We start from the raw sequence: 20,220 nt of genomic DNA on the forward strand, positions 1-20,220 counted from the left end.
TGCGGACGCGGGCCACCTCCTGAGCATGCGCGACATCCGCAAGGAGTTCCCCGGGGTGCGCGCCCTGGACGGGGTGACCCTGGACGTGCGCGAGGGCGTCGTCCACGCCCTCATGGGCGAGAACGGCGCGGGCAAGTCCACCCTCATGAAGGTGCTCAGCGGCGTCCACCCCGCGGGCACCTACAGCGGGGAGATCCTCCTCGCCGGAGCGCCCTGTTCCTTCGGCGGGGTGGTGGACAGCGAGCGGGCGGGCATCGCCATCATCCACCAGGAGCTCGCCCTCGTCCCCCAGCTGTCCATCACCGAGAACGTCCTGCTGGGGCACGAGGTCTCCCGGTTCGGTGTCGTGGACTGGGGCGCCACCCACACCCGGGCCCGGGAACTGCTGCGCCGGGTGGGGCTGGACGAGAACCCGGCCACACCGGTGTCCGCGCTCGGCATCGGGGCCCAGCAGCTCGTGGAGATCGCCAAGGCCCTGGCCAAACGGGTGCGTCTGCTGATCCTGGACGAACCCACCTCGGCACTGAACGAGACGGAGAGCCAGCGGCTGCTGGACCTGCTCGGGGAACTGCGGGAGCAGGGGGTCACCTGCATCCTCATCTCCCACAAACTCGGAGAGGTGGTGAGCGTCAGCGACGAGATCACCATCCTGCGGGACGGGCGCGCGATCGAGACCCTCACCGTGGAACGCGACACCGACGGCACCCCTTCGGTGGACGAGGACCGCATCATCCGCGGCATGGTCGGGCGTTCGCTGGACCGACGTCACCCCGAACCGATCGGGGAGATCGGCCCGGTCCGGTTCGAGGTGGTCGACTGGACGGTCGACCACCCCACCCAGCCGGGACGGCGCGTGGTGGACGGCGTCGACCTGCACGTGCGCGCCGGGGAGATCGTGGGCCTGGCCGGCCTCATGGGCGCCGGGCGCACCGAGTTCGCGATGAGCCTGTTCGGCCGCTCCTACGGACGCCACGTCCGAGGGCTGCTGCTCAAGGACGGGACGCCCCTGCCCGTCCCCGACGTGACCGCCGCGGTCCGGGGCGGTCTCGCCTACGTTCCCGAGGACCGCAAGACCCTCGGCCTGCTGCTGGACGACGACATCCGGCACAACACCACCCTGGCCGGGCTGCGCCACGTCTCCCGGTACGGGGTCGTCGACCAGGAGCGGGAGACCGTCGAGGCCCGCCGGATGAGCGAGCGGATGCGGGTGCGCAGCCACGGGACCGCGCAGACGGTGCGCACCCTCAGCGGCGGCAACCAGCAGAAGGTGGTGCTCGGCAAGTGGATGTTCACCCGGCCCGAGCTGCTGATCCTGGACGAGCCGACCCGCGGTATCGACGTCGGGGCCAAGTACGAGATCCACCTGCTCATCCGCCGGTTGGCCGCCGAGGGCACCGCCGTCCTCCTCATCTCCTCCGAACTGCCCGAGGTCCTCGGCATGTGCGACCGGATCCACACCATGTGCGAGGGGCGCCTCACCGGTGAGGTGCCCGCCGCGGAGGCCGACCAGGAGACCTTGATGAAACTGATGACACGAACCGGGGACCGGCCATGAACCAGACGACCTCCGCGCGCACCGGGCTCGGCGCCCTGTTGCGGGGCAACACCCGCCGGTACGGCATGGCGGCGGCCCTCGTGGTCATCGTCGTCCTGTTCCAGATCCTGACGGGCGGGCTCCTCCTGACCCCGCTCAACCTCACCAACCTGATCCTTCAGAACTCCTACGTCCTGATCCTGGCGATCGGGATGATGCTGGTGATCGTCACCGGGCACATCGACCTGTCGGTCGGCTCGGTGGTGGCCTTCACCGGCGCGGTATCGGCGATCATGCTCACCTCGTGGGGACTGCCCACGGTCGTGGTGGTGCCCCTCGCGTTGCTGCTGGGCGCCCTCATCGGCGCCTGGCAGGGTTTCTGGATCGCCTACGTGGGCGTTCCGGCGTTCATCGTCACCCTCGCCGGCATGCTCGTCTTCCGCGGCGCGACCCTGGCCGTCCTGGGCGGTGAGTCCATCGCCCCGCTGCCCCCGTCCCTGCGGGTCCTGGCCGGGGGCTTCCTCCCGTGGCAGGGCGAGGGCCCGCACCTGCCGACACTCCTGCTGGGCGTCGCGGGCGCCGGTGCGGTGGTCTGGATCCAGTGGCGTTCGCGGACGCGGTCGCTGGCGCACGGGCTGCCCGTGCCGCCGGCGGCGGTGACCGTGGTCGTCTCCGCGGTGGTCGTGGCGGCGATCCTGGCGTTCACCTACGCCTTGGCCGAACGCAACGGCCTGCCCCTGGTGGGCGTGCTGCTGGTGGCCCTCATCGCGGGCTACTCGTTCGTCATGCGCTCCACCACGATGGGGCGTCGCGTCTACGCGGTGGGCGGTAACGAGAGGGCGGCGGCCCTGTCCGGCATCCGCACCCGACGGACGACGTTCTGGGTCTTCGTCAACATGGGGATGCTCTCGGCGCTGGCCGGTCTGGTCTTCACCGCGCGGCTCAACGCGGCCACCCCGGGAGCGGGCACCATGTTCGAGCTGGACGCGATCGCGGCCGCCTTCATCGGGGGCGCCTCGGCCTCGGGCGGGGTGGGCACGGTGGTGGGGGCCGTCATCGGGGCCCTGGTCATGGGCGTCCTCAACAACGGCATGTCCCTGATCGGGCTCGGCGTGGACTGGCAGCAGCTCATCAAGGGCCTGGTCCTGCTGTTGGCCGTGGCCTTCGACATCTACAACAAGAAGCGGGTCGGGGGCGGCTCGGTCGGGCCCGTCCTGTGGCGGCGCGGCGGGGCGGGCACCGGTGGCCTCGACCGGGACGCGCAAGGCGGCGTCGGGAGCGATCGGCGGACCGCGCCCGCCTGAGGCGCGTTCCGGGGAACACGCCCGGGGTCACCGGCCTCGCCCGTCACGCGGGCGGGGCCACCACGCTGTCCCGCTCCACGAGCGTGGGAACGATCGTCCTGCGGGTGGAGCCGGATCCGTCACCGGACATGCGGGACAGGAGGACGTCGAGCGTCTCGACGGCCACCGTGTCGAAGTCGGGGCGCACGGTCGTCAGCGGCGGGGTGAAGTACGCGGCCTCCGGAACGTCGTCGAACCCGACGATGCTCACCTCGCCGGGAACGGAACGGCCGCGTTCGGACAGCGCCCGCAGCATCCCCAGCGCCAGGTGGTCGTTGGCCGCGAACACCGCCGTCACCTCGGGCATGCGGGCGAGCATCAGCCCGACGCGGTAGCCCGAGGCGGCGCTCCAGTCCGCCTGGCCGACCGGAGGCACCTCGGCCCCCGCCTCCTCCAGGGTCCGCCGCCACCCGCGCAGCCGGCCCGCCGCGTCGAACCAGTCCGAAGGGCCGGCCACGTGCCAGACGGTCCGGTGTCCCGCGTCCAGCAGGTGGCGGGTGGCCAGCGCGGCACCGGCCTCCTGGTCCACCGTCACGAGGGCGGCGCTCCGTTCGGGGTCGCCGTCCACGGTGACCAGGGGGAGGTCGGCGGGGACCTCGGCCAGGGCCTCATCGGCCGCGGCCGTGGGTGCTATCACCACGATCCCGGCGGCGCGCTGCTCCCGATGGTGTTCGACGGCCTCGGCGATCGACCTGCGGTCCAGCACGCGGACCCTGCGGACGCTGACCACGAAGCCCTGTGCGGTCGCGGCGAGTTCGAAGGCGGCCAGCAGCGAGGTCGGGCCGAACAGCGTCGAGTTCTGCGCCACCACACCGATGATCTGCGACCTGCCGGTCGCCAGTGTGCGGGCCGCCCGGTTGGGCCGGTACCCCAGCTGCTCGATGGCCGCGCGCACGCGCAGCCGGGTCCGTTCGCGAACGTTGGGGTGCCCGTTGAGGACCCGGGAGACCGTCTGGTGGGACACGCCCGCGAGACGGGCGACATCGGTCATCGCCGGTTCGCGGGCCGCCCGCCCGGACGATGGGTCCTCCGCCATTCGCGCCTCCTCCGACTCGGCGTCACGGCCCCCCGGGCCGAACGGTCCAGGACCGCTCGCGACGGGCGGGGGCGATCGACGCGCGAGAACGGCCGATGCGGGGATCGTATCCGGTCCCGACATCGACTCACCTTGAATGAGCGCTAACATATCTCACTCCGCGATGCGGGTTCAATGCCCGATATCCCCTTTGCACGGCGATCCATGTCCGATTGTTAGCGCTCACGTGAACAGATTCCGTCGACGCCCGCCCGGTTGCGCGCGCCTCCGGAACCGCGTGAGGGCGGCGGCGCGTCGGGGAGGCCGGGTCGGTGGTCCCCCGCGACGCGGCCCGTCGCCCGCCGACGGAGAGCGGGGTGCACGCGCACGTCCCCGAACCCCGCGACGCGGCCGGGAACGGTGTCCCGCCGAGCGGTGTGACTTCTCCGGCCCCGCTCCCGTGGATGCGCGGCGTCGGCGTCCGCCGGAGGCGGCGGTCCGCCCCGTCGGGCGGAGCCACGAGGCCGTAGAAGCCGTAGAAGCCGTAGAAGCCGTCCGACTCCTGTCATCCGCCGCGATGACCTGCAAGGACGCGACCGCGAGAAAGGTACACCACTCCAGGGGGCATGGCCCTGCCGGGGAGCCGCCCCCCGAGGTTCTGCGCGAACACCGCCCGCGGCGGGAGGGGTAGGCGGCGAACGCCCGGAACGGGCCGCCCACGGCCCGGCCGACCGGCGCGCCGGGGCCCCGCGGGTGGGCGCGGCGCTGAAGGGACGGGGAAGGGACGCCCGTGAGGTCCGGGTCTGCCGAGGACCGGGGACCCGCCCTGTCGGACCGGCCGGAGCGCGTCATCGCCGCCGTCGCGAAGGACCTGCGGCGGCCCGCGAGGCGCGTCGGGGGCGCGTGAAGGCGCGGTCGGCGGAGCGGCCCGTGATCGGCCAGGGTGTCACGGGAAGCCGACGGATCGACGGTCGAAAGGGGGAACGAGCGAAAACCTGCGCCGACTTCCCGTGCGAGTCGAATGTACAGCGGTGAGTTATCGGCGAACAGCCCGATGACCTGCCGAATCCGAAGAGCCGACCAAGGTCCCGACACGGAGAAAACCTTCTGTTACTCCCGAAATCAGAGGAATTCCTCAGTCCTCGACGACGTCGCCGAGGAGTCTCCGGAGCTCCACCGCCCGGGGGTCCACCTCACGGCGGGCGGGAGCTTCGTCCGGGACGTGTGACCGGACCGGGGACCGTTCGGTACCCTCCCAGGGTCGCCGTACCCGTGGGAGGGTCCCCTCATGAGTCGTAACGTGCTGGTCACCGGTGCCGCCCGGGGCATCGGCCGGGCGGTCGCCGCCGCCTTCGCCGCGTCGGGGGACCGGGTCGCCGTGCACTACGGCACGCGCCGCGCGGAGGCGGAGGACACCCTGGCCGCGCTGCCGGGTGAGGGGCACGTCCTCGTCGGGGCCGATCTGCGCGACCCGGAGGCGGTGGCGTCCCTGGTCGAGCGGGCGGTCGACGGGCTGGGCGGGGTGGACGTGCTGGTGAACAACGCCGCCGTCAACGTCGCGCACCCCCTCGCCGACACCTCCTACGAGGAGTGGCGCGCGGCCTGGCGCGAGACCATGGACGTCAACGTGTTCGGCGCGGCGAACGTCTCCTACCTCGTGGCCCGGCACATGATCGACCGGGGTGTGCGGGGCCGCATCGTCAACATCGGCTCGCGCGGCGCCTACAAGGGCGAGCCCGACCACCCCGCCTACGGGGCGGCCAAGGCGGCCCTGCACTCCCTCGGCCAGTCGTTGGCCGTGGCGCTGGCCCCGCACGGCATCGCGGTCGCCTCGGTGGCGCCCGGGTTCGTGGCCACCGAGCGCGTCGCCGACCGCCTCTCCGACGCGGTCCTCGCCCAGAGTCCGTTCGGCCGCGTGGCCACGCCCGAGGAGGTGGCCTCGGCGGTGCACCACCTGGCCTCGCCCGGGGCCGTGTGGTCCTCCGGTGCCGTCCTGGACCTGAACGGCGCCTCCCACCTGCGCTGATAAGGAGATTCCCGGCCCGCCCGTCCCAGCGCAGCAGGTCGGCGAGCCGTTCGCGGAGGTGATCGACGTGTCGGTGGTCGACCTCGCGCTCCCACCGATCCGCGCACGTCCGGGTGCCGGCCGTTCGGACGGTGCCGTCGACGCGCCGGGGCATCCCGGACCGGAGCACCCGACGCCGTTCACACGGCGCGTGAGCCCTCGTACGGGACCGCCGTCATCGAGGGCCGGGCGCTCCCCCTTCAGGACGCCGCGGGTTCACTCCCCCTGGTCGGACATGTAGGCCGCGAACTCCTCCAGGGTGATCAGTCCGTCGCCGTCCCGATCCATGGCCTCGATCGCCTGCCGGGCCTGTGCCTCGGTGCAGGGGTCTCCCATGCGGTGTATCAGGTCGGCGTACTCCTGGGCGGAGATGAGCCCGTCACTGTCGGCGTCGACGAACCCGAAGGACGCCGCGTAGTCGGAGGTCGAGGCCATGTGTCACGCTCCAGGTCGTGTGGGGCGGGGGTACGGGCCGGGCCAGGATACCGGCCCGACTGCGGGCGTCCGGACGTCGACGGCACCCTCCCGTCGATGGCCTGCGGGTACCGGGAGGGCCCACCGCCTCGGACTTTCCGGGCATAGGTGACGGGTATCGGCGTTCCCCGGGTGGGAAGGGCCCGTTTTCCCTAGGCTCGCTCGGAAACATCCCGAGGAGCATCGATGCCCAAGCCGGCGGAGCACACCCTCCCCCGTGATCCCTATCGCAATCTGGTCCTTCTGGCCCTCCTCACCCTCTCCGGTCGTCCGCCCGCCCACGAACTCCTCCAACGGGCGCACCGGTTGGTGTCCGGAGCCCTGCCCTGGGGTCGGCGCAACCCCCGCGCGCACGAGTACCCGCGGGTGCGCCGCCGAGTGCTGCGGCGCGCGTTGCGCGGCCGCCGACCGCTCACGCGCGGCCACGCCGGGCTGCGGGTCTCACCCGTGGAGGGCCCGGGCCACCTCGACCGGGCGCTGGAGCCCCTGTCCGGGCTGGACCCGGCGGCGCGCGCCGGGTACGCGCTGCTGCGTGTGGAGGCGCTGTCCCCGGAGGAGGCCGCCGAGCTGCTGCGTTCGGCCGGTGCGGCCGATCCCGAGGGCGCGCTCGACCGCGCGGCCGCCGTCCCCGAGGCCCCGCGTCCGCCCGATCCCACGGTGGTGCGGGTCAGCGGACGCGGCGCGCCTCCCACCCGGAGCGCGCTGGCGGTGGTCGGGGCGGGTCTGCTCGCCGTGGCGGTGGGCGCCCTGGCGCTGACCACCGTGGAGTCGAGTGCGATGCGCTCGGACCCGCCCGCCCCTTGGGCCCCGGGGGCGACGACCGTCGCCGAGGAGGTCTGGCGGGAGAGCTTCCGGTTGGACCTGAACGCCTGGCACGCCAGGGGCGACGCCGTGGCCGACGAGGGACTCGTGGACGCGGCCCTGGCCGCCTGGCGCGACCGCGGGATCCCGCCGCGCGATCCGCGGTTGATCTTCTCGGGGCGGGTCGACGGGCGCGACGTGGTCCTGCTGCACGACACCCCCTGGACCGCCCGGTACGTCCGCGACGGGGACGACACGGAGATGGAGGTGTTCCCCGAACCCGTCAACGGTGTGGCGAACTGGCCGGCGGTACGGCTGTCCGCCTCGGCCGACGGGGTGCGCTACCTGTTGCCGCCGTGGGTGACCGAGGCGGCGACGGCCTCCCTGGCCGCGCCGGAGGACGGGTGGGCCGAGGTGGGGTGGGACGACCACGGGGTGACCGAACCCCTGCCCGCCGACGGGCACTGCGGGACCGGCCCGGTGCTGCGGCTGCGCGCCCCGGACGTGGCCCACGGACAGCCGTACACGGTGCTGGACCTGGGCGGTTCGGCCACCGCCCACCTGGGGTACATGCCCCCGCCGCCCGCCGAGATCCGCAGGCTGGGTCCGCACGAGGTACTGGACCCCGAGAACGGTTTCGCCCTGTGGGGTGAGGTGGCGTGCGCGGGCGGCCCGCCGCGCGAAGCGGTGATCGCGGCGACGGCGTGGGAGTTCGCCGTGCAGGAACTGCCCGGCGGGGGTTCGGGCCGATGGGTGTGTCTGCGCTACGGCACCCACGACGGGAGCGGACTGGCACGGGCGGTGCTGGTGGCGACCACCGGGGAGGGCACCGAGACGATCGTCGCCGGGGAGCGCTCGGGAGGCTGGGAGTGCAGCAACCTGGACCGGCAGGTGGTGGCGGGGACCTGGTGGCGGGATCCCGACGGCGAATGGCACTACCTGGCCGCGGCCTCGCGCGAAGTGGCCGGGATCCGGGTGTCGGGCGGCGTCGACGAGGACGGCGACGGCCCCGTGCTGGCGGTGGCCGGTCCCGAACGCGGTGACGGCCCTCCCGCCGCACCGGTGACGGTGAGCGCGGTCGACGTCCGCGGTGACGAGATGACCTCTCTCACCGGCTGACGCCGAGACCCGAAAGCCCGCCCCTTGGCCGGATCCGGACAAGCCGGAGAACCCGGACACGGCGTGTACGGTCGGTGCTCGGGTGATATCACTGGGGTTGTCGGCCCGTCCGGACGGGAACCGCGTCGCCGTGCGCATTCGACCGCGACGGCCCCGGGCCGTAGTGAGGGTTGAACGATGTCGATCTGGTCTCGTGGAGACCGAAGGGGAAGGGTCGAGGAGGCCCTTCTCATGTTGAAGGGGCAGGGCATCATCGACGGCCTGGAGATCCTGGCCGCCGAGGAGCACAAGCCCTACCGGGTGTTGTTGCCCGCCGGCCTGGTCCACATGGACGAGGACGAGGCGTCGATGTTCGCCTTGGGAGCCGTCGTGGCCGCCTTCGGCGACGTCGCCCGCCGTCGGGGCTGACACCCCCGCCCCGGCCGCCCGCGCCCCGAGCGGCCGTCGACGACGGCCCGGGGCGTGAGGGACCGCGTCCGGGAGCCGGACCCGGTCGGGGATCCGGCGCCCCGGCGTCGGTCCGTCGTTCACGGGCGGCCGGACTCGGATCCGGCGGTCCCCCGGGGCCGTCGCGGAACCGGGCACCGTCGCGCGGCCCGTCGACCCCTCGCCCTGATCACGGTGCCGCGCCCCGTCCCTTCCTCCGTCTCCCGGCCGTCGCCGCCCACGGCGACGGCGTGCCGTGGCTCGCGGGGACCTCCACGGGTGGGCGGGTCCCGGGCCGGCGAACGGACGGCGGGTTCAGCGGGCGGTGGTGCGGCGGGCCCGTTGGGTGGTGAGGAGCTCGCGGTACCAGTGGTAGCTGTCCTTGGGATGGCGGGCCAGGAGTTCGTAGTCCACCCGGACCAGGCCGAAGCGCCGGTCGTAGCCGTAGGCCCACTCGAAGTTGTCGAGCAGGGACCAGACGAAGTAGCCGCGCACGTCCACTCCCGCGTCGATGGCGGCGGCCAGGGCGTTCAGGTGGTCGCGCAGGTAGACGATGCGGTCGGCGTCGTGGACCCGCCCGGAGTCGTCGGGCCTGTCGTCCTCGGCCGACCCGTTCTCGGTGATGAGGATGGGCGGCAGGTCGGGGTAGCGCCGGTCGAGGTCGACGAGCATCTCGGTGAAGGTCTCCGGGACGACGGGCCAGCCCATGGTGGTGTGCCGGACCCCTTCGTAGGCGACCTGTTCGGTGCCGATGTCCACGGCGGTGCGGGCGGCCGGGTCGGGCTCGGTGTGGGGGGCGTCCCGCAACATGATGGGCCGGTAGTAGTTGACACCGACGAAGTCGAGGGGCTGGCCGATGATGTCGAGGTCGCCGTCGCGTCGGTGGGCGTCGTCGACGAGGTCGCCCCACACCTCCTTCTCGTTGTCGGGGTAGGCCCCGGCGAAGAGGGGGTCGAGCCAGACCCGGTTGTGCAGGGTGCGGGCGCGTTCGACGGCGGCCCGGTCGGCCGCGGAGTCGGTGGCGGGGACGAGGTGGTCGGGGTTGAGGGTGATGCCGACGTCTCCGGCGGCGGCCGCGCGCAGTTCTCCGACGGCCATCCCGTGGGCCAGGAGCAGGTGGTGGGCGGCGGCCAGGGCGGGGGTCCCCTCGCGGGTGCCGGGGGCGTGGCGGCCGATGGCGTGGCCGACGAAGGCGACGCAGAAGGGCTCGTTGAGGGTGATCCACCGGCTGACCCGGTCCCCGAGCCGGTCGGCGACGATGCGGGTGTACTCGGCGAACCGGTAGGCGGTGTCGCGGACGCGCCAGCCTCCGGTGTCCTCCAGCGCCTGGGGCAGGTCCCAGTGGTAGAGGGTGAGGACGGGTTCGATGCCGGCGGCCAGGACGGTGTCGACGAGTCGGTCGTAGAAGGCCATGCCTTCGGGGTTGGGGCGGCCGGCGCCGGTGGGCTGGACGCGGGGCCAGGCGACGGAGAAGCGGTACAGGTCCACGCCCAGGTCGGCGAGGAGGGCGACGTCCTCTCCGTAGCGGTGGTAGTGATCGCAGGCGATGTCACCGGTCTCACCGCGGACGACCCGGCCCGGGGTGCGGCAGTAGGTGTCCCAGATGGAGGGGCCGCGCCCTCCCTCGTGCGCTCCGCCCTCGATCTGGTAGGCGGCGGTGGCGGTGCCGAAGAGCAGGTGGGCGGGCAGTTCGGGGAGGTGAGCGGGGTGTTCCATCGTCGGCCTTCCAAAAGGTGGGAGCGCTCCCAATATTAAGCCACGTGATTCATATGACCAATCACCCCTCGGTAGTGGATACACCACCCTGCGCAAGGAACCCCCTCCCCCAGATCACCGTGTGCTCACGTTCGCCCGGAATTCGGAACCCGGAGCGGCCCCTCCCCCGTCCCAAGCGGCAGCGCATCACCCGCCCCGGGCGCCTGGAAGGAACTCATCGGATCGTGGACTGGATCGACTACTCGCAGAACCGACGCATCAGGGAACTCGAAGAGGGCGTCAGCACGGCCCATTCGATGCTCTACTCCGAACGCCGAAGGATGCGCTCGGAGCTGTCACAGCTGCGCGGCGGCCTCGAACAGCGACTGAACCGGGTCTCGGCGACCCTGGACGCCTTCATCGAACTCAGCGACGTACGCGCCACCCTGGCCGTGTTCGCCCCCAACGCCCTGGCCCGGCACCGCACCCTGAGCATGATCGACGGCGAGGTCCCCGCCACCCTGGAGCTGGAGGACGTCCCCGACTACTGGCTCGTCCCCGCCGCCCGGGGCCTGCACGCCCTGCTCACCGGCTCCCCCGACACGGCCCGGCTGCGGTTCCGGGAGGCGGCCGAACGCGATCCGGAGCGGGCCGGCGCCTTCGCCGTCCTGGCCACCGCCCTCACCAGCGCCGAGTACGCCCGAGCCCTGGGCACGACCGAGGAGTTGCTCCCCCACCTGCCCGCGCCCGACGAGCGGATGTCCCGGGGACGCCGCGCCCTGTGGATGTTGACCGCCGACGGCTCCCTGGGCGAGGACGCCCGCGAACACCTGCTGCTGTCCACCCTGCGGCACTGGTCCCGGCTGGAGACGACCCTCCCCTCGATCGACCTGTCCGGTCCGGCCCGGACCGCGCAGTCCACCTCTTCGCGCAAACGCGGCGGTGTCAACGCACAGGGCGAGGAGGCCATCGAAACCCGCGCCCGGGCCGTCGAACGGCTCGCCGCGCTGCGCGAGAACATCGCCCGCATCACCGCCCTGGGCAGTGAGGACACACAGGTCGAGGGGCTCGCCCCCGACCAGGCCAGCGCCGTCTTCCTCTCCGAGGCCCTGATCTCCCTGGTGAGCGAGGGGACCGCCGAGGAGGCCCCGCTCATCGCCCGCGCCAACGAACTGCGCGCGGTCATCGAGAACGGCGGGGGCGGCCGCATCCCCGGCTGGGACGACGAGGTCGGGACCGTCGCCTCGCTGCTGGAGGAGGACCTGCGCCGCGAGGGGGTGCCCCCGCACCGCAGCACGTTCGCGCTGGTCCTGCAACGCCCGGCCGTGATGAGGACGGTCGAGGAGCTGGTCGAACAGGCCCGCACCCCGATTCCGGAGGACACCTTCGTCACCCTGCACGGGTTGCGCGTCACCGTCGGCGGGCACGGGCCCTCCTCCGAGGAACTGCGCAAGGCCCGGACCCGGCTCGCCGACCGCCATCGGCCGGAGGGCAAGGGCCGCACCTACCTGTGGGGGTTCGCGGCGCTGGCGGCCCTCCTCGCGGTCCTGGGCCTGGTGGCCCAGTCCGGGTTCGCGTGGTTCCTGTGCCTGGCCTCCGCGATCGCCGCCGGAGGCGCCTACGTGTTCGACTCCAAGGAGCGCGGGCGGGCCCGGGAGGCGTCGGAGTACGCGTTCGACCGGTTGAAGAAGGAGGCCGACCAGGCCGGGGACCGGTGGCGGAAGCGACGGGAGGCCGCCGAGGAGCATCCCGCCACCGCGCAACGGTCGGCGAACGAGATCTCCGGGTTGCTGGACCCGCGCTAACATCCCTTGAATCGATGGACCCCAGGAGGCGGGAGGCAGGGACCGGGCATGGGCCTGTTCACGAAGAGACCGCGGCTGCTCAGCGACCCCCAGGGGGTGTTCCAGGGGCCGCTGGCACACGCCTTCGCCACCGGGGCCCACATGCCGGTGGCGGGCGGCGGGGTGTGGAACGCGGTGCACTCGTCGTGCTCGTGTTGCGACGCCGAGGACGAGCGCGAGAAGTTGCGCGTCTCCTGGGACATCACCGACACCGCCGGCTGGGAGCAGGCCCTGCTGGCCCTGACCGAGGAGGTCCGCCCGCCCACCGCCCTGTCCACCGTGCTGGAGTTGCGCGTCCAGGCGATCACCGCCCGACCCGACGTCCCCTTCGACGCGGGCGGCTGGCCCGACCTCATCGGGTACTGGTGCCAGAGCCGGGGCGCCGCACGCGAGGTCTACGACGAGATGGTCACCGAGGCCGCCCGGGTGTGGGAGTACGAGGAGCGCATGACCTCCGACGGGGTGCTGCCCCGGGGCGCCGTGGTGCGCACCGTACGCGCCTACGACTTCGGGCGGGCGGTGAACCTGGCGCGGTGGGGCGCCAACGGCGGGTACGCGAGCGAGGACATGGCGCGTCACCACATCATCCGGGCCGGGGCGATGTCGATGCGCTTCCACGGTTCGTGGGAGGAGATGTCGGCCGGGTTCACCCTGGGGCGGGCGATGGGTTTCGACGACGGTGCGTTCGGGCCGTACTACACCGACTCGGTCGAGGCGCACAAGGCACTGGTCGGCGATCCGCGGAGCCCGTGGCGGAACCTGCCCTGGCGGATGTAGCGCACCGGGGCGGCACCGTGGTCAGAGCCAGCCGTTGCGACGGAAGACCAGGTAGAGGGTGACGCTGGACAGCGCCATCAGGGCGAGGGTGAAAGGCCAGCCGAAGGCCCACCCGAACCCGGGTCTCGGGGCGATGTTCATCCCGTAGATCGAGGAGATGAGGGTGGGCACCACCAGGATGCCGCCCCAGGAGGACACCTTCTTCATCGCCTCGTTCTGCGACTGCCCGATGAGCGTGCTGTTGACCGACATGATGTTCTGCAACAGCTGCCGGAACCCGTCGACGCGTTCGCGCACCGCCGTCGCGTGGTCGGCGACGTCGCGCAGGTAGTGGCGCAGCAGGGTCGGTCCCCCGTGGCGGTCACCGTGCGGGCGGAGGTGGCCGGGGCCGTCCGGGTCCGGGTGTTCGAGCGAGGTCATGAGCTCGTCGAGGAGCGCGCCGAGCGGATCGACGGCGCGTTGCAGGAGGATGACCTCGCGGGCCAGCCGGTAGGTACGGCGCGAGGCCTCGGGATCGCCGCTGAACACCTGGGTCTCGACCTCGTCGATGTCCTCCCGCAGGCTCGCGATGGCGGGGGCGTAGGCGTCCACGACCCGGTCGAGGGTGACGTAGAGGACCGCCAGGGGGCCGTGGGCGAGCAGACGGGGCTCCCCCTCCAGGTCGCGGCGCAGGGCGTCGAGGTCGAGCCGGTCGTCGTGGGTGATGGTGATGACGAAGTCCCGGCCCACGAAGAGGTGGACCTCGCCGATCCGGACCGCCTCCCGTTCCTCGTCGTACCCCGCCGGGCGCAACACCATGAAGAGGATGTCGTGGTACAGCTCGCCCTTGGGTCGCTGGTGGGCGACGATGGAGTCCTCCAGGGCCAGGGGCGGCAGCCGGAAGACGCGGGCGAGGTCCATGAGCCGTGACCGGTCGGGGTTCTCCAGGGCGATCCACGCCATGAGGCCGTCGTGTGCGGCGATGGCGTCGCGGGCCTCGGCGGCGGAGTCGACGTCCCGCTCGGGCCGACCGCCCCGGTAGAGGCGGATCGACATGCGTCCGGGTCCGGTGTCGGCGGGCACGACCGCGGCCGAGCCCCCCAGGGCCATGGTGCGCTCGGGCGAGGAGGCGGCGTCGCCGGGTTCCTCGTGGGGGTCGGGTGCGCCGGTGGTCACGGAGGTCCCCTTCGTCGTCGGTGGCGTCGACGTGCACGATCCTGTCCGGTGGGAGGAGGCGCGGACGTCCCGACACGCCCACGGCGGGCGTGTTCGCTCGACCGCGCGCCACGGAGGGGTCGGGGCTGGAGCGGGCGGCGGACGTGTCCCTCCGACGGCCCCCGGGGATCAGGGGGCGGACGGGGCCGCGGGCAGGCCCGAGGCGCGCAGGGTGATGTTGAGCCGGCCGACGAGGCCCAGGGCGGGCGGCGCTGTTCCGGAGCGGGTGCGGGGCACCCCGTGGTACGCCAGGCGGGAGGGCCCGCCGAACACGAACAGGTCACCGCTGCGCAGTTCCACGTCGGTGTGGGGCCGGGTGCGGGTCTCGGTGTTGCCGAAGCGGAACACGCAGGTGTCACCGAGGCTGAGGGAGACCACCGGTTCCCGGGCGACCTCGTCGCGGTCCCGGTGCATGCCCATGTGGGCGCCGGCGTCGTAGAAGTTGATCAGGGCGACGTCGTAGGGGGCGGCGTCGGGAGCGGGCGGGGCGCCGTAGGCGACCTCGACGGCACGCACGGCCAGATCGCCGAGTTCCTCGGGGAAGGGCGGCACCGGGGATCCGTCGGGCAGGACGCGCTCGTAGGCGTACGGGCGCCAGTACAGACCCAGCGCGGTCATCCCCACGGACATGCGGCCGCCACGCGGCATGGTGTGGTGGCGCATCCGACCGCGCGCCCACTCCCGACAGCGTTCGACCAGGGCGCTCTGGTGCTCCTCCGGCAGCCATCCGGGCAGGTGGACGGCTCCGGGGGCGATCTCCACGGGCGGGGTGCCGAACAGCGCGTCGCTCATGCGTCCATGGTGCCCGCCCGGAACGACGAACGCGCCCCCGCACCGTGTGCGGGGGCGCGTTCGCGGGACGCGCGGGATGCTCCTATGGATGTCAAGCGGCTTCAGCGAAGTCGTCCTGACACTGTTGCGCGGGAATGTTCTTCGAGGCCAGAACCCGGAAGACCTCCCGAGCCACGTACCGCTTCAAGCAACGCATGATGTCCTTCTTGGCCAAGCCCTGGCCGGTGCGCCGCTCCACGTAGGCGCGGGTGCGCTCGTCCCAGCGCATCCGGCACAAAACGATGGTGTGCAACGCGTGGTTGGCGGCCCGGTCACCGCCCCGGTTGAGCCGGTGCCGGTCCCTGCGCCCTGAGGAGGCCGGGATCGGCGCGACCCCGCACAGATGCGCGAACGCCGCCTCCGAGACCAACCGGTCGGGGTTGTCCCCGACCGTGGCCAGCAACTGACCGGCCACGTCAGAGCCCACCCCCTTCAGCCCCAGCAGCTCCGGGGCCGCCCGCCGGGTCAGGGCCTTGAGCTCGACGTCCAGCTCGGCGATCTCCTCGCCCAGGGCCAGGATCCGCCTGCCCAGACGGCGCAGCGCGAACTTGACCGCGACCGCGGGGTCGGCCAGGTCGTCGGCGGGCCGCAACCGGGCACACCTGGCGGCCAGCTCCGCCACCGCCAGGGCGCGCAGCGGGGCCCGGACCTGTTCGGGGGCGGTGACCACCAACTGGCGGGCCTGGTTGATGGCCTGGGTGCGGGACTTGACCGCCGAGCGGCGCACCACCCGCAGGGACCGGATCGCCTCCACGACGCCGTCACGGGTCTTGGGGACGCCGGTGGCCCGGCCCGAGGCCACCGCTTGGGCGGCGGCGTAGGCATCGATGGGGTCGGACTTGCCCTTCATCCGCCGTGTCTTGCGGTCGGGCCGGTCGACCTCCACCACTGTCAGGCCCTGGCGGGCCAGGTGGCGGGCGAGCTCGGCGCCGTAGGCGCCGGTGCCCTCCACCCCGACCGCGTCCACGGTGCCGTGGGAGAGCAGCCAGGCCGCCAGGTCCAGGTAGCCCTGCCCGGTGGCTTCGAACTCGCGGTCGGCCAGGTGGCGGCCGAGCGGGTCGATGACGGCGACGTGGTGGGTGTGGCCGTGGGTGTCCACGCCCGCTGTGACAATCAGGGGTCGATCGGTCATGCTGGTACCTGCCGTCCTGTCGCTGATCCCGGAGGGGTGGCACGCGCCGGCCGGGCGGGCGGACAAGACTGTGGCGGGGCTTTTCGACCAAGCTCCTATGAGGTCACGGTCGCCCGTCCGGTCGCGTGCGGTGGCTTCCCCGGACAAGCCGACGAATCCCGTAAAGGACAACCTGTCGGTGTCGGTCAGCGGGTGGGTCAGACCTGCCGGAGAAGCCATTACACATCCTCACAGTCAGCGGCGCATGAGGTCGCGGACGTTGACCACGAGCAGGAGCACCACGATGACCACGATGGGGACCGTGACGGCGATGCGCCAGTCGAGGACGAACGCCACGATGACGCCGACCACCAGGCCGACCAGCACCGCCAGGATCGCCAACCCGGTGACGTACTGGAGGAACTTGCGTCGGGCGATCGAGTCGACCGCGGCGAAGGCGACGACCACGCCGATCATGGCGTAGAAGGTGAACTGGCCTTCCAGGAGGAACAGGGGCAGCGCGAGCGCGATCAGCAGCAAGGGGGTGCTCAGGGCCACCCACAGGTGCAGGAAGCGGGTGCTGCGCTGCTGGCCCGACGTGTAGGGCAGGTGCGGGGCCTTGAGGTGCTCGGTCGGCGCCGGGACCAGCGGGACGTCGGCCTCCAGGGCGCGCAGGTGGCTGTCGCGTTCGTCGGCGGTGAGGACGCGCTTCTCGTAGACGCCGGCGAGCTCCTTCTCCAGGGAGGTGATCTCCTCGGAGTAGGCGCGGGCCCGGGGGCGCGAGTGGGCCTCGCGGGCCAGGACCATGCGGGCGGAGTCGAGCTGGCGCAGGCGGTCGCGGCGCTTGACGATGTCGGCGTCGAACTCGCGCAGGCGCCCCTCCAGGGTGAGGATGTGGGCGCGCAGTTCGGCGCGGGCGGCGGTCTCGGTGGGGGCGACCTTCTGCAACCCCACCCAGGCCAGGGGGTCGGCCCAGGAGCGGCGGATGGTGCCGTCGCGTTCGTAGCGGGGGCCGCTGGGGGCGCGTTCGCCGTCGAAGAAGTCACGCGTGTCACGGCCCCACAGACCGCGGAAGCCCTTGACCCAGGGGGTGTCGTCGTCGATGAGGACGGCCTGCCACCGGCGGTCGCCGCCGGGGCCCAGCCGTGTGCCGTCACCGCGGGCGTAGTCGACGAAGGGGACGCCGATGCCGTGGCGGTTGATGACGCTGTCGGCGCGGAAGACGCGGTGGGTGATCCACTTCCAGGCGTTGATCAGGCCGCGGAAGACGGAGGGGTCGACCTGGATGAGGTAGTCACCCGGGAGCATCTGGTGGGAGTGCGAGCCGGCGCCGACGTAGATGAGCGGGTGGGCGCCGTCACGGTGGAGGTCGGGGTCGTCCCAGCTGCGACGCAGGTCGTCGCCGTGGTACTCGTGCGAGGAGGCGCCGATCCAGACGGGGCGGGTGGTGCCGTCGGGGTTCTCGACGACGTAGACGGTGACGCGTTCCCAGTCGGCCTCGTGGTCGTTGACGCCGCCGTAGATGGTCCGCCAGTCGTTCATCGCGTAGAAGAACCAGTACTGGAGGATGATGTAGCCGCCCTCGCGGGTGACCCGGCCGTAGTAGGTGGCGTCGCCGTTGTCGACGCGTTCCCGGTAGCGGGTCACCGCCGCGAAGGTGACGCCACCGGGGACCGCGCCCCGGATGAGCAGGGAGAGCTTCATCAGGATGTCGAGGATGCGGCCGAGGACGCCGACGGCGGCGAGACGGCCGCTCTTGGGGATGACGGTGCGGGAGATGCCCTTGAACCGGCGGGCCTCCTCGCGGAGGGTCTCCTCTTGGACGAACCGCAGGTGCTTGTGGCGTCCGGGCCACTCCTCCTCGGCGGTGGCCAGGCGGTCGAGGGTGAGTTCGCCGGCGGGGACGATGACGCGTTCGCCACCGCCGGACTCCTCGATCCACAGGCTGCAATTGCGTACGTAGGCGTCCACGTCGGCGGGGAAGAAGAGTTCTCCCTTGGTGCACATGAGCACCGGTTCGTGGGCACGCAGGAGTTCGAGATCAGTTTTCGCGGCCATGGTCGCGCCAGATTAGTGCATCCGACAGGGCCGTTAGTCCCTTCCGGGAGGGTGGGTCGAGGACCCTGCGTCGGCGGTGAAGGGCCGTCTTCCCAGTTCGGAGCGGGAGTGGAGCTGTGGGACCGGGCAGAGGGGACGCCGTGAGCACCGAGGGGAGCCCGCGGCTGTGGCGCGGATCACGGCGAAGCCCCTGCCTCGCGAGGAGCGGAGCAAGGACTCCGAGGGGAAGAGGGTCTACCGCGCGGCCTTCAACAGCGCGGACCACTCCACGGCGGGGAAGGACAGGGCCCCCTCGTCCCGGTTCTGCGTGTCACGCACGTCGGCGCCGTTCAGGTGTTCCCGGACCTCGACACAGTGGCCACCGTCGTTACTGTACGAGCTCTTGTGGAAACCATCTGTCATCAAAGCGTTCCTTCCAACAACGACACCGACTCACTTCGAGGGGATGCGAGTCCGATCAGGTCACGTACCAGGGACTCTACCGCTTCGGTATCCCCCGGCTTCTCCAGAAGCACATTCCCCCGAACATGATCGGAAGCAGCGACCGACCGACCTTCCGGAAGGTGATAGACCTGCGCGGACGACGAAACGGCAAGGATGGGCGTCGTCTTCGGAATCAGGTACACGATCAACCTTCCCCGTTCCAAATGACGCAACAGGTACTCGATCTGGTCTTCCTTCACCTCCGAAGGAAGGTGCGACAGCGCGTTCATCGGGAAGACCGCCGTGACCAGCGGGTCATTCCGTCTGGTCAGCGACTCGTAGCGAGCCACCCGAAGCTGAGCCAGGCGCTCGATCTCCGCGCTAGCGGATCGTGGATGGAACGCTCGGAAGACAGCGTGCGCGTACTTCGGAGACTGGATCAGGCCGGGAACCAAGTTGACCGAGATCGTGTCGATCGCCACCGCGCGTTCTTCCCGTGCCCCAGGGGATCGCATCCACGAGGGAAACCCCTCACTGTTGGCGGCCTCCCACTCTGCGACCAGGCGTCCGTTCACATCCAAAGCCTTGTCCAGCCTGACCACGTCCGCGCGAATCGGAGAGGTCTTTCCATTCTCCCACCTGGACAACGTCGATACCGCGAAGTGCGAAACCGTAGCGAACTTACGCAAAGTGAATCCGGCGTTCTTGCGTTCCGACCGAAGTGTGGCAGCAAATGAGGGGGGATGGTATTCCAAGGGATGTTCTTCCATGCTCCAGAGCGTACCGAAACTGTTCCCCTGCGCACTCTATCCTTCGAGGATACGACTCACTCACTTGGGAACACGCGAGCTCTATCGGATTCTGGTCTCATGGACCCGCAGGAACACCCACAGAAGCCGAAACAGGCATGGTCAAAACTCGCAATAGCATCCGAAGCATTCCAAAAACGACAAATAATCATGAAGTGCGAATGGTTCCGTTTCCCGTGGACACGGGGACCGGAGATGGCTCCCTGCCTCATCGGGCCCGAACACCTCGGGAACGCCGTCATCGGGGTGACGGCCGACGGCACGTACACCTTCGAGTCCCGCCCCGGCGTCCGGGAGGACCTCCACCCCGCGTACCCCGAATCCCTCGTGGACACGGTCATCGAGGCACGTGCGGGCCGCCTCCTCCCCCTGCCCGCCCGCTCCGGCCGTCCGGAGGCCCGGCGATGAGGCTCGACTCCCTCGACGACCTCCTCCTCACCCACCCCGACATGTACTTCACCACCGGGGAGACCGCGATCGTGCTGGAGGTCGGCACCACCACGGTCAAGCGCTGGGAGGCCGACGGCCGCCTCTCCTGCCTCAAGAACCCGCGCGGTGTGCGCTACTTCCGCGCGGGGGACGTCTTCGCCCTGCGCGAGACCCTGGGGAACCGGCACCTCGGCGACCCACCACCTCCGACACCGGCACCGTTGGAGGGCGAGCGAACCGGACGGGCGTGACATCACGAGGGTGGGTGGCGC

General features: G+C 71.7%; 18 protein-coding genes. 9 read left to right on the top strand and 9 right to left on the bottom strand.

Annotated elements, in window-relative coordinates; all coding sequences use genetic code 11:
- Window positions 1–25: 25 nt before the first annotated feature.
- A complete protein-coding gene (locus tag PWG71_RS26425; protein ID WP_274812781.1) occupies window positions 26–1,555 on the top strand; it encodes a sugar ABC transporter ATP-binding protein in 1,530 nt (509 codons plus the stop codon).
- Window positions 1,552–2,838 carry a multiple monosaccharide ABC transporter permease gene (gene mmsB / locus PWG71_RS26430; RefSeq protein WP_274812736.1) on the top strand — a complete coding sequence of 429 codons (1,287 nt, stop codon included), beginning with the start codon at window positions 1,552–1,554 and terminating at the stop codon, window positions 2,836–2,838. The genes PWG71_RS26425 and mmsB overlap by 4 nt, the downstream gene beginning before the upstream one ends.
- A 43-nt stretch (window positions 2,839–2,881) precedes the next feature.
- On the opposite strand, the gene PWG71_RS26435 is transcribed toward mmsB, so the two are convergent.
- The gene (locus PWG71_RS26435) at window positions 2,882–3,913 is read right to left on the bottom strand and encodes a LacI family DNA-binding transcriptional regulator (RefSeq protein WP_274812737.1); all 1,032 of its coding nucleotides are present in this window, start codon (window positions 3,911–3,913) and stop codon (window positions 2,882–2,884) included.
- Between the two features lie 1,267 nt (window positions 3,914–5,180).
- On the opposite strand from PWG71_RS26435, the gene PWG71_RS26440 reads away from it, so the two are divergent.
- The gene (locus PWG71_RS26440; protein WP_274812738.1) at window positions 5,181–5,918 is read left to right on the top strand and encodes an SDR family NAD(P)-dependent oxidoreductase; all 738 of its coding nucleotides are present in this window, start codon (window positions 5,181–5,183) and stop codon (window positions 5,916–5,918) included.
- A gap of 255 nt (window positions 5,919–6,173) precedes the next feature.
- Here the strand turns inward: PWG71_RS26440 and PWG71_RS26445 are convergent, their stop codons facing one another.
- Window positions 6,174–6,392 carry an EF-hand domain-containing protein gene (locus PWG71_RS26445; RefSeq protein WP_274812739.1) on the bottom strand — a complete coding sequence of 73 codons (219 nt, stop codon included), beginning with the start codon at window positions 6,390–6,392 and terminating at the stop codon, window positions 6,174–6,176.
- Window positions 6,393–6,617: 225 nt separating this feature from the next.
- On the opposite strand from PWG71_RS26445, the gene PWG71_RS26450 reads away from it, so the two are divergent.
- Entirely contained in the window at window positions 6,618–8,351 is a 1,734-nt protein-coding gene (locus PWG71_RS26450) for a hypothetical protein (protein WP_274812740.1), read from the top strand.
- Window positions 8,352–8,582: 231 nt separating this feature from the next.
- Window positions 8,583–8,759, top strand: a complete 177-nt coding sequence (locus PWG71_RS26455; protein WP_274812741.1) for a hypothetical protein — start codon at window positions 8,583–8,585, stop codon at window positions 8,757–8,759.
- 333 nt (window positions 8,760–9,092) lie between these two features.
- Here PWG71_RS26455 and PWG71_RS26460 read toward each other — a convergent pair whose 3' ends face one another.
- Window positions 9,093–10,493, bottom strand: coding sequence for a GH1 family beta-glucosidase (locus tag PWG71_RS26460; RefSeq protein WP_274812742.1), 1,401 nt, complete (start codon window positions 10,491–10,493; stop codon window positions 9,093–9,095).
- Window positions 10,494–10,717: 224 nt separating this feature from the next.
- On the opposite strand from PWG71_RS26460, the gene PWG71_RS26465 reads away from it, so the two are divergent.
- Together PWG71_RS26465 and PWG71_RS26470 are read left to right on the top strand one after the other, a co-directional pair.
- Complete coding sequence (locus tag PWG71_RS26465; RefSeq protein ID WP_274812743.1) at window positions 10,718–12,277, top strand: hypothetical protein; 1,560 nt, start codon at window positions 10,718–10,720, stop codon at window positions 12,275–12,277.
- 48 nt (window positions 12,278–12,325) lie between these two features.
- Window positions 12,326–13,093, top strand: coding sequence for a DUF1266 domain-containing protein (locus PWG71_RS26470; protein WP_274812744.1), 768 nt, complete (start codon window positions 12,326–12,328; stop codon window positions 13,091–13,093).
- A gap of 21 nt (window positions 13,094–13,114) precedes the next feature.
- On the opposite strand, the gene PWG71_RS26475 is transcribed toward PWG71_RS26470, so the two are convergent.
- The 6 genes from PWG71_RS26475 to PWG71_RS26500 all read right to left on the bottom strand — a co-directional run bounded on the left by PWG71_RS26475 (window position 13,115) and on the right by PWG71_RS26500 (window position 19,480).
- A complete protein-coding gene (locus PWG71_RS26475; protein ID WP_274812782.1) occupies window positions 13,115–14,182 on the bottom strand; it encodes a magnesium and cobalt transport protein CorA in 1,068 nt (355 codons plus the stop codon).
- A gap of 234 nt (window positions 14,183–14,416) precedes the next feature.
- Window positions 14,417–15,079 carry an alpha-ketoglutarate-dependent dioxygenase AlkB family protein gene (locus PWG71_RS26480; protein WP_274812745.1) on the bottom strand — a complete coding sequence of 221 codons (663 nt, stop codon included), beginning with the start codon at window positions 15,077–15,079 and terminating at the stop codon, window positions 14,417–14,419.
- 91 nt (window positions 15,080–15,170) lie between these two features.
- The gene (locus PWG71_RS26485) at window positions 15,171–16,250 is read right to left on the bottom strand and encodes an IS110 family transposase (protein ID WP_274812746.1); all 1,080 of its coding nucleotides are present in this window, start codon (window positions 16,248–16,250) and stop codon (window positions 15,171–15,173) included.
- Between the two features lie 234 nt (window positions 16,251–16,484).
- Window positions 16,485–18,287, bottom strand: a complete 1,803-nt coding sequence (locus PWG71_RS26490; RefSeq protein ID WP_274812747.1) for a hypothetical protein — start codon at window positions 18,285–18,287, stop codon at window positions 16,485–16,487.
- Window positions 18,288–18,521: 234 nt separating this feature from the next.
- Complete coding sequence (locus PWG71_RS26495; protein WP_274812748.1) at window positions 18,522–18,689, bottom strand: DUF397 domain-containing protein; 168 nt, start codon at window positions 18,687–18,689, stop codon at window positions 18,522–18,524.
- Window positions 18,689–19,480, bottom strand: a complete 792-nt coding sequence (locus PWG71_RS26500) for a helix-turn-helix domain-containing protein (protein ID WP_274812749.1) — start codon at window positions 19,478–19,480, stop codon at window positions 18,689–18,691. The genes PWG71_RS26495 and PWG71_RS26500 overlap by 1 nt, the downstream gene beginning before the upstream one ends.
- Window positions 19,481–19,714: 234 nt before the next feature.
- Here PWG71_RS26500 and PWG71_RS26505 point away from each other — a divergent pair, with 234 nt between their 5' ends.
- Together PWG71_RS26505 and PWG71_RS26510 are read left to right on the top strand one after the other, a co-directional pair.
- Window positions 19,715–19,927, top strand: coding sequence for a hypothetical protein (locus PWG71_RS26505; protein ID WP_274812750.1), 213 nt, complete (start codon window positions 19,715–19,717; stop codon window positions 19,925–19,927).
- Window positions 19,924–20,199 (top strand): DNA-binding protein, encoded by a 276-nt coding sequence (locus PWG71_RS26510; RefSeq protein ID WP_274812751.1) that lies wholly within the window; start codon window positions 19,924–19,926, stop codon window positions 20,197–20,199. The genes PWG71_RS26505 and PWG71_RS26510 overlap by 4 nt, the downstream gene beginning before the upstream one ends.
- Window positions 20,200–20,220 lie beyond the last annotated feature (21 nt).

It is taken from the genome of Nocardiopsis sp. N85, assembly GCF_028882275.1.
In the GTDB taxonomy this organism is placed as follows: domain Bacteria; phylum Actinomycetota; class Actinomycetes; order Streptosporangiales; family Streptosporangiaceae; genus Nocardiopsis; species Nocardiopsis lambiniae.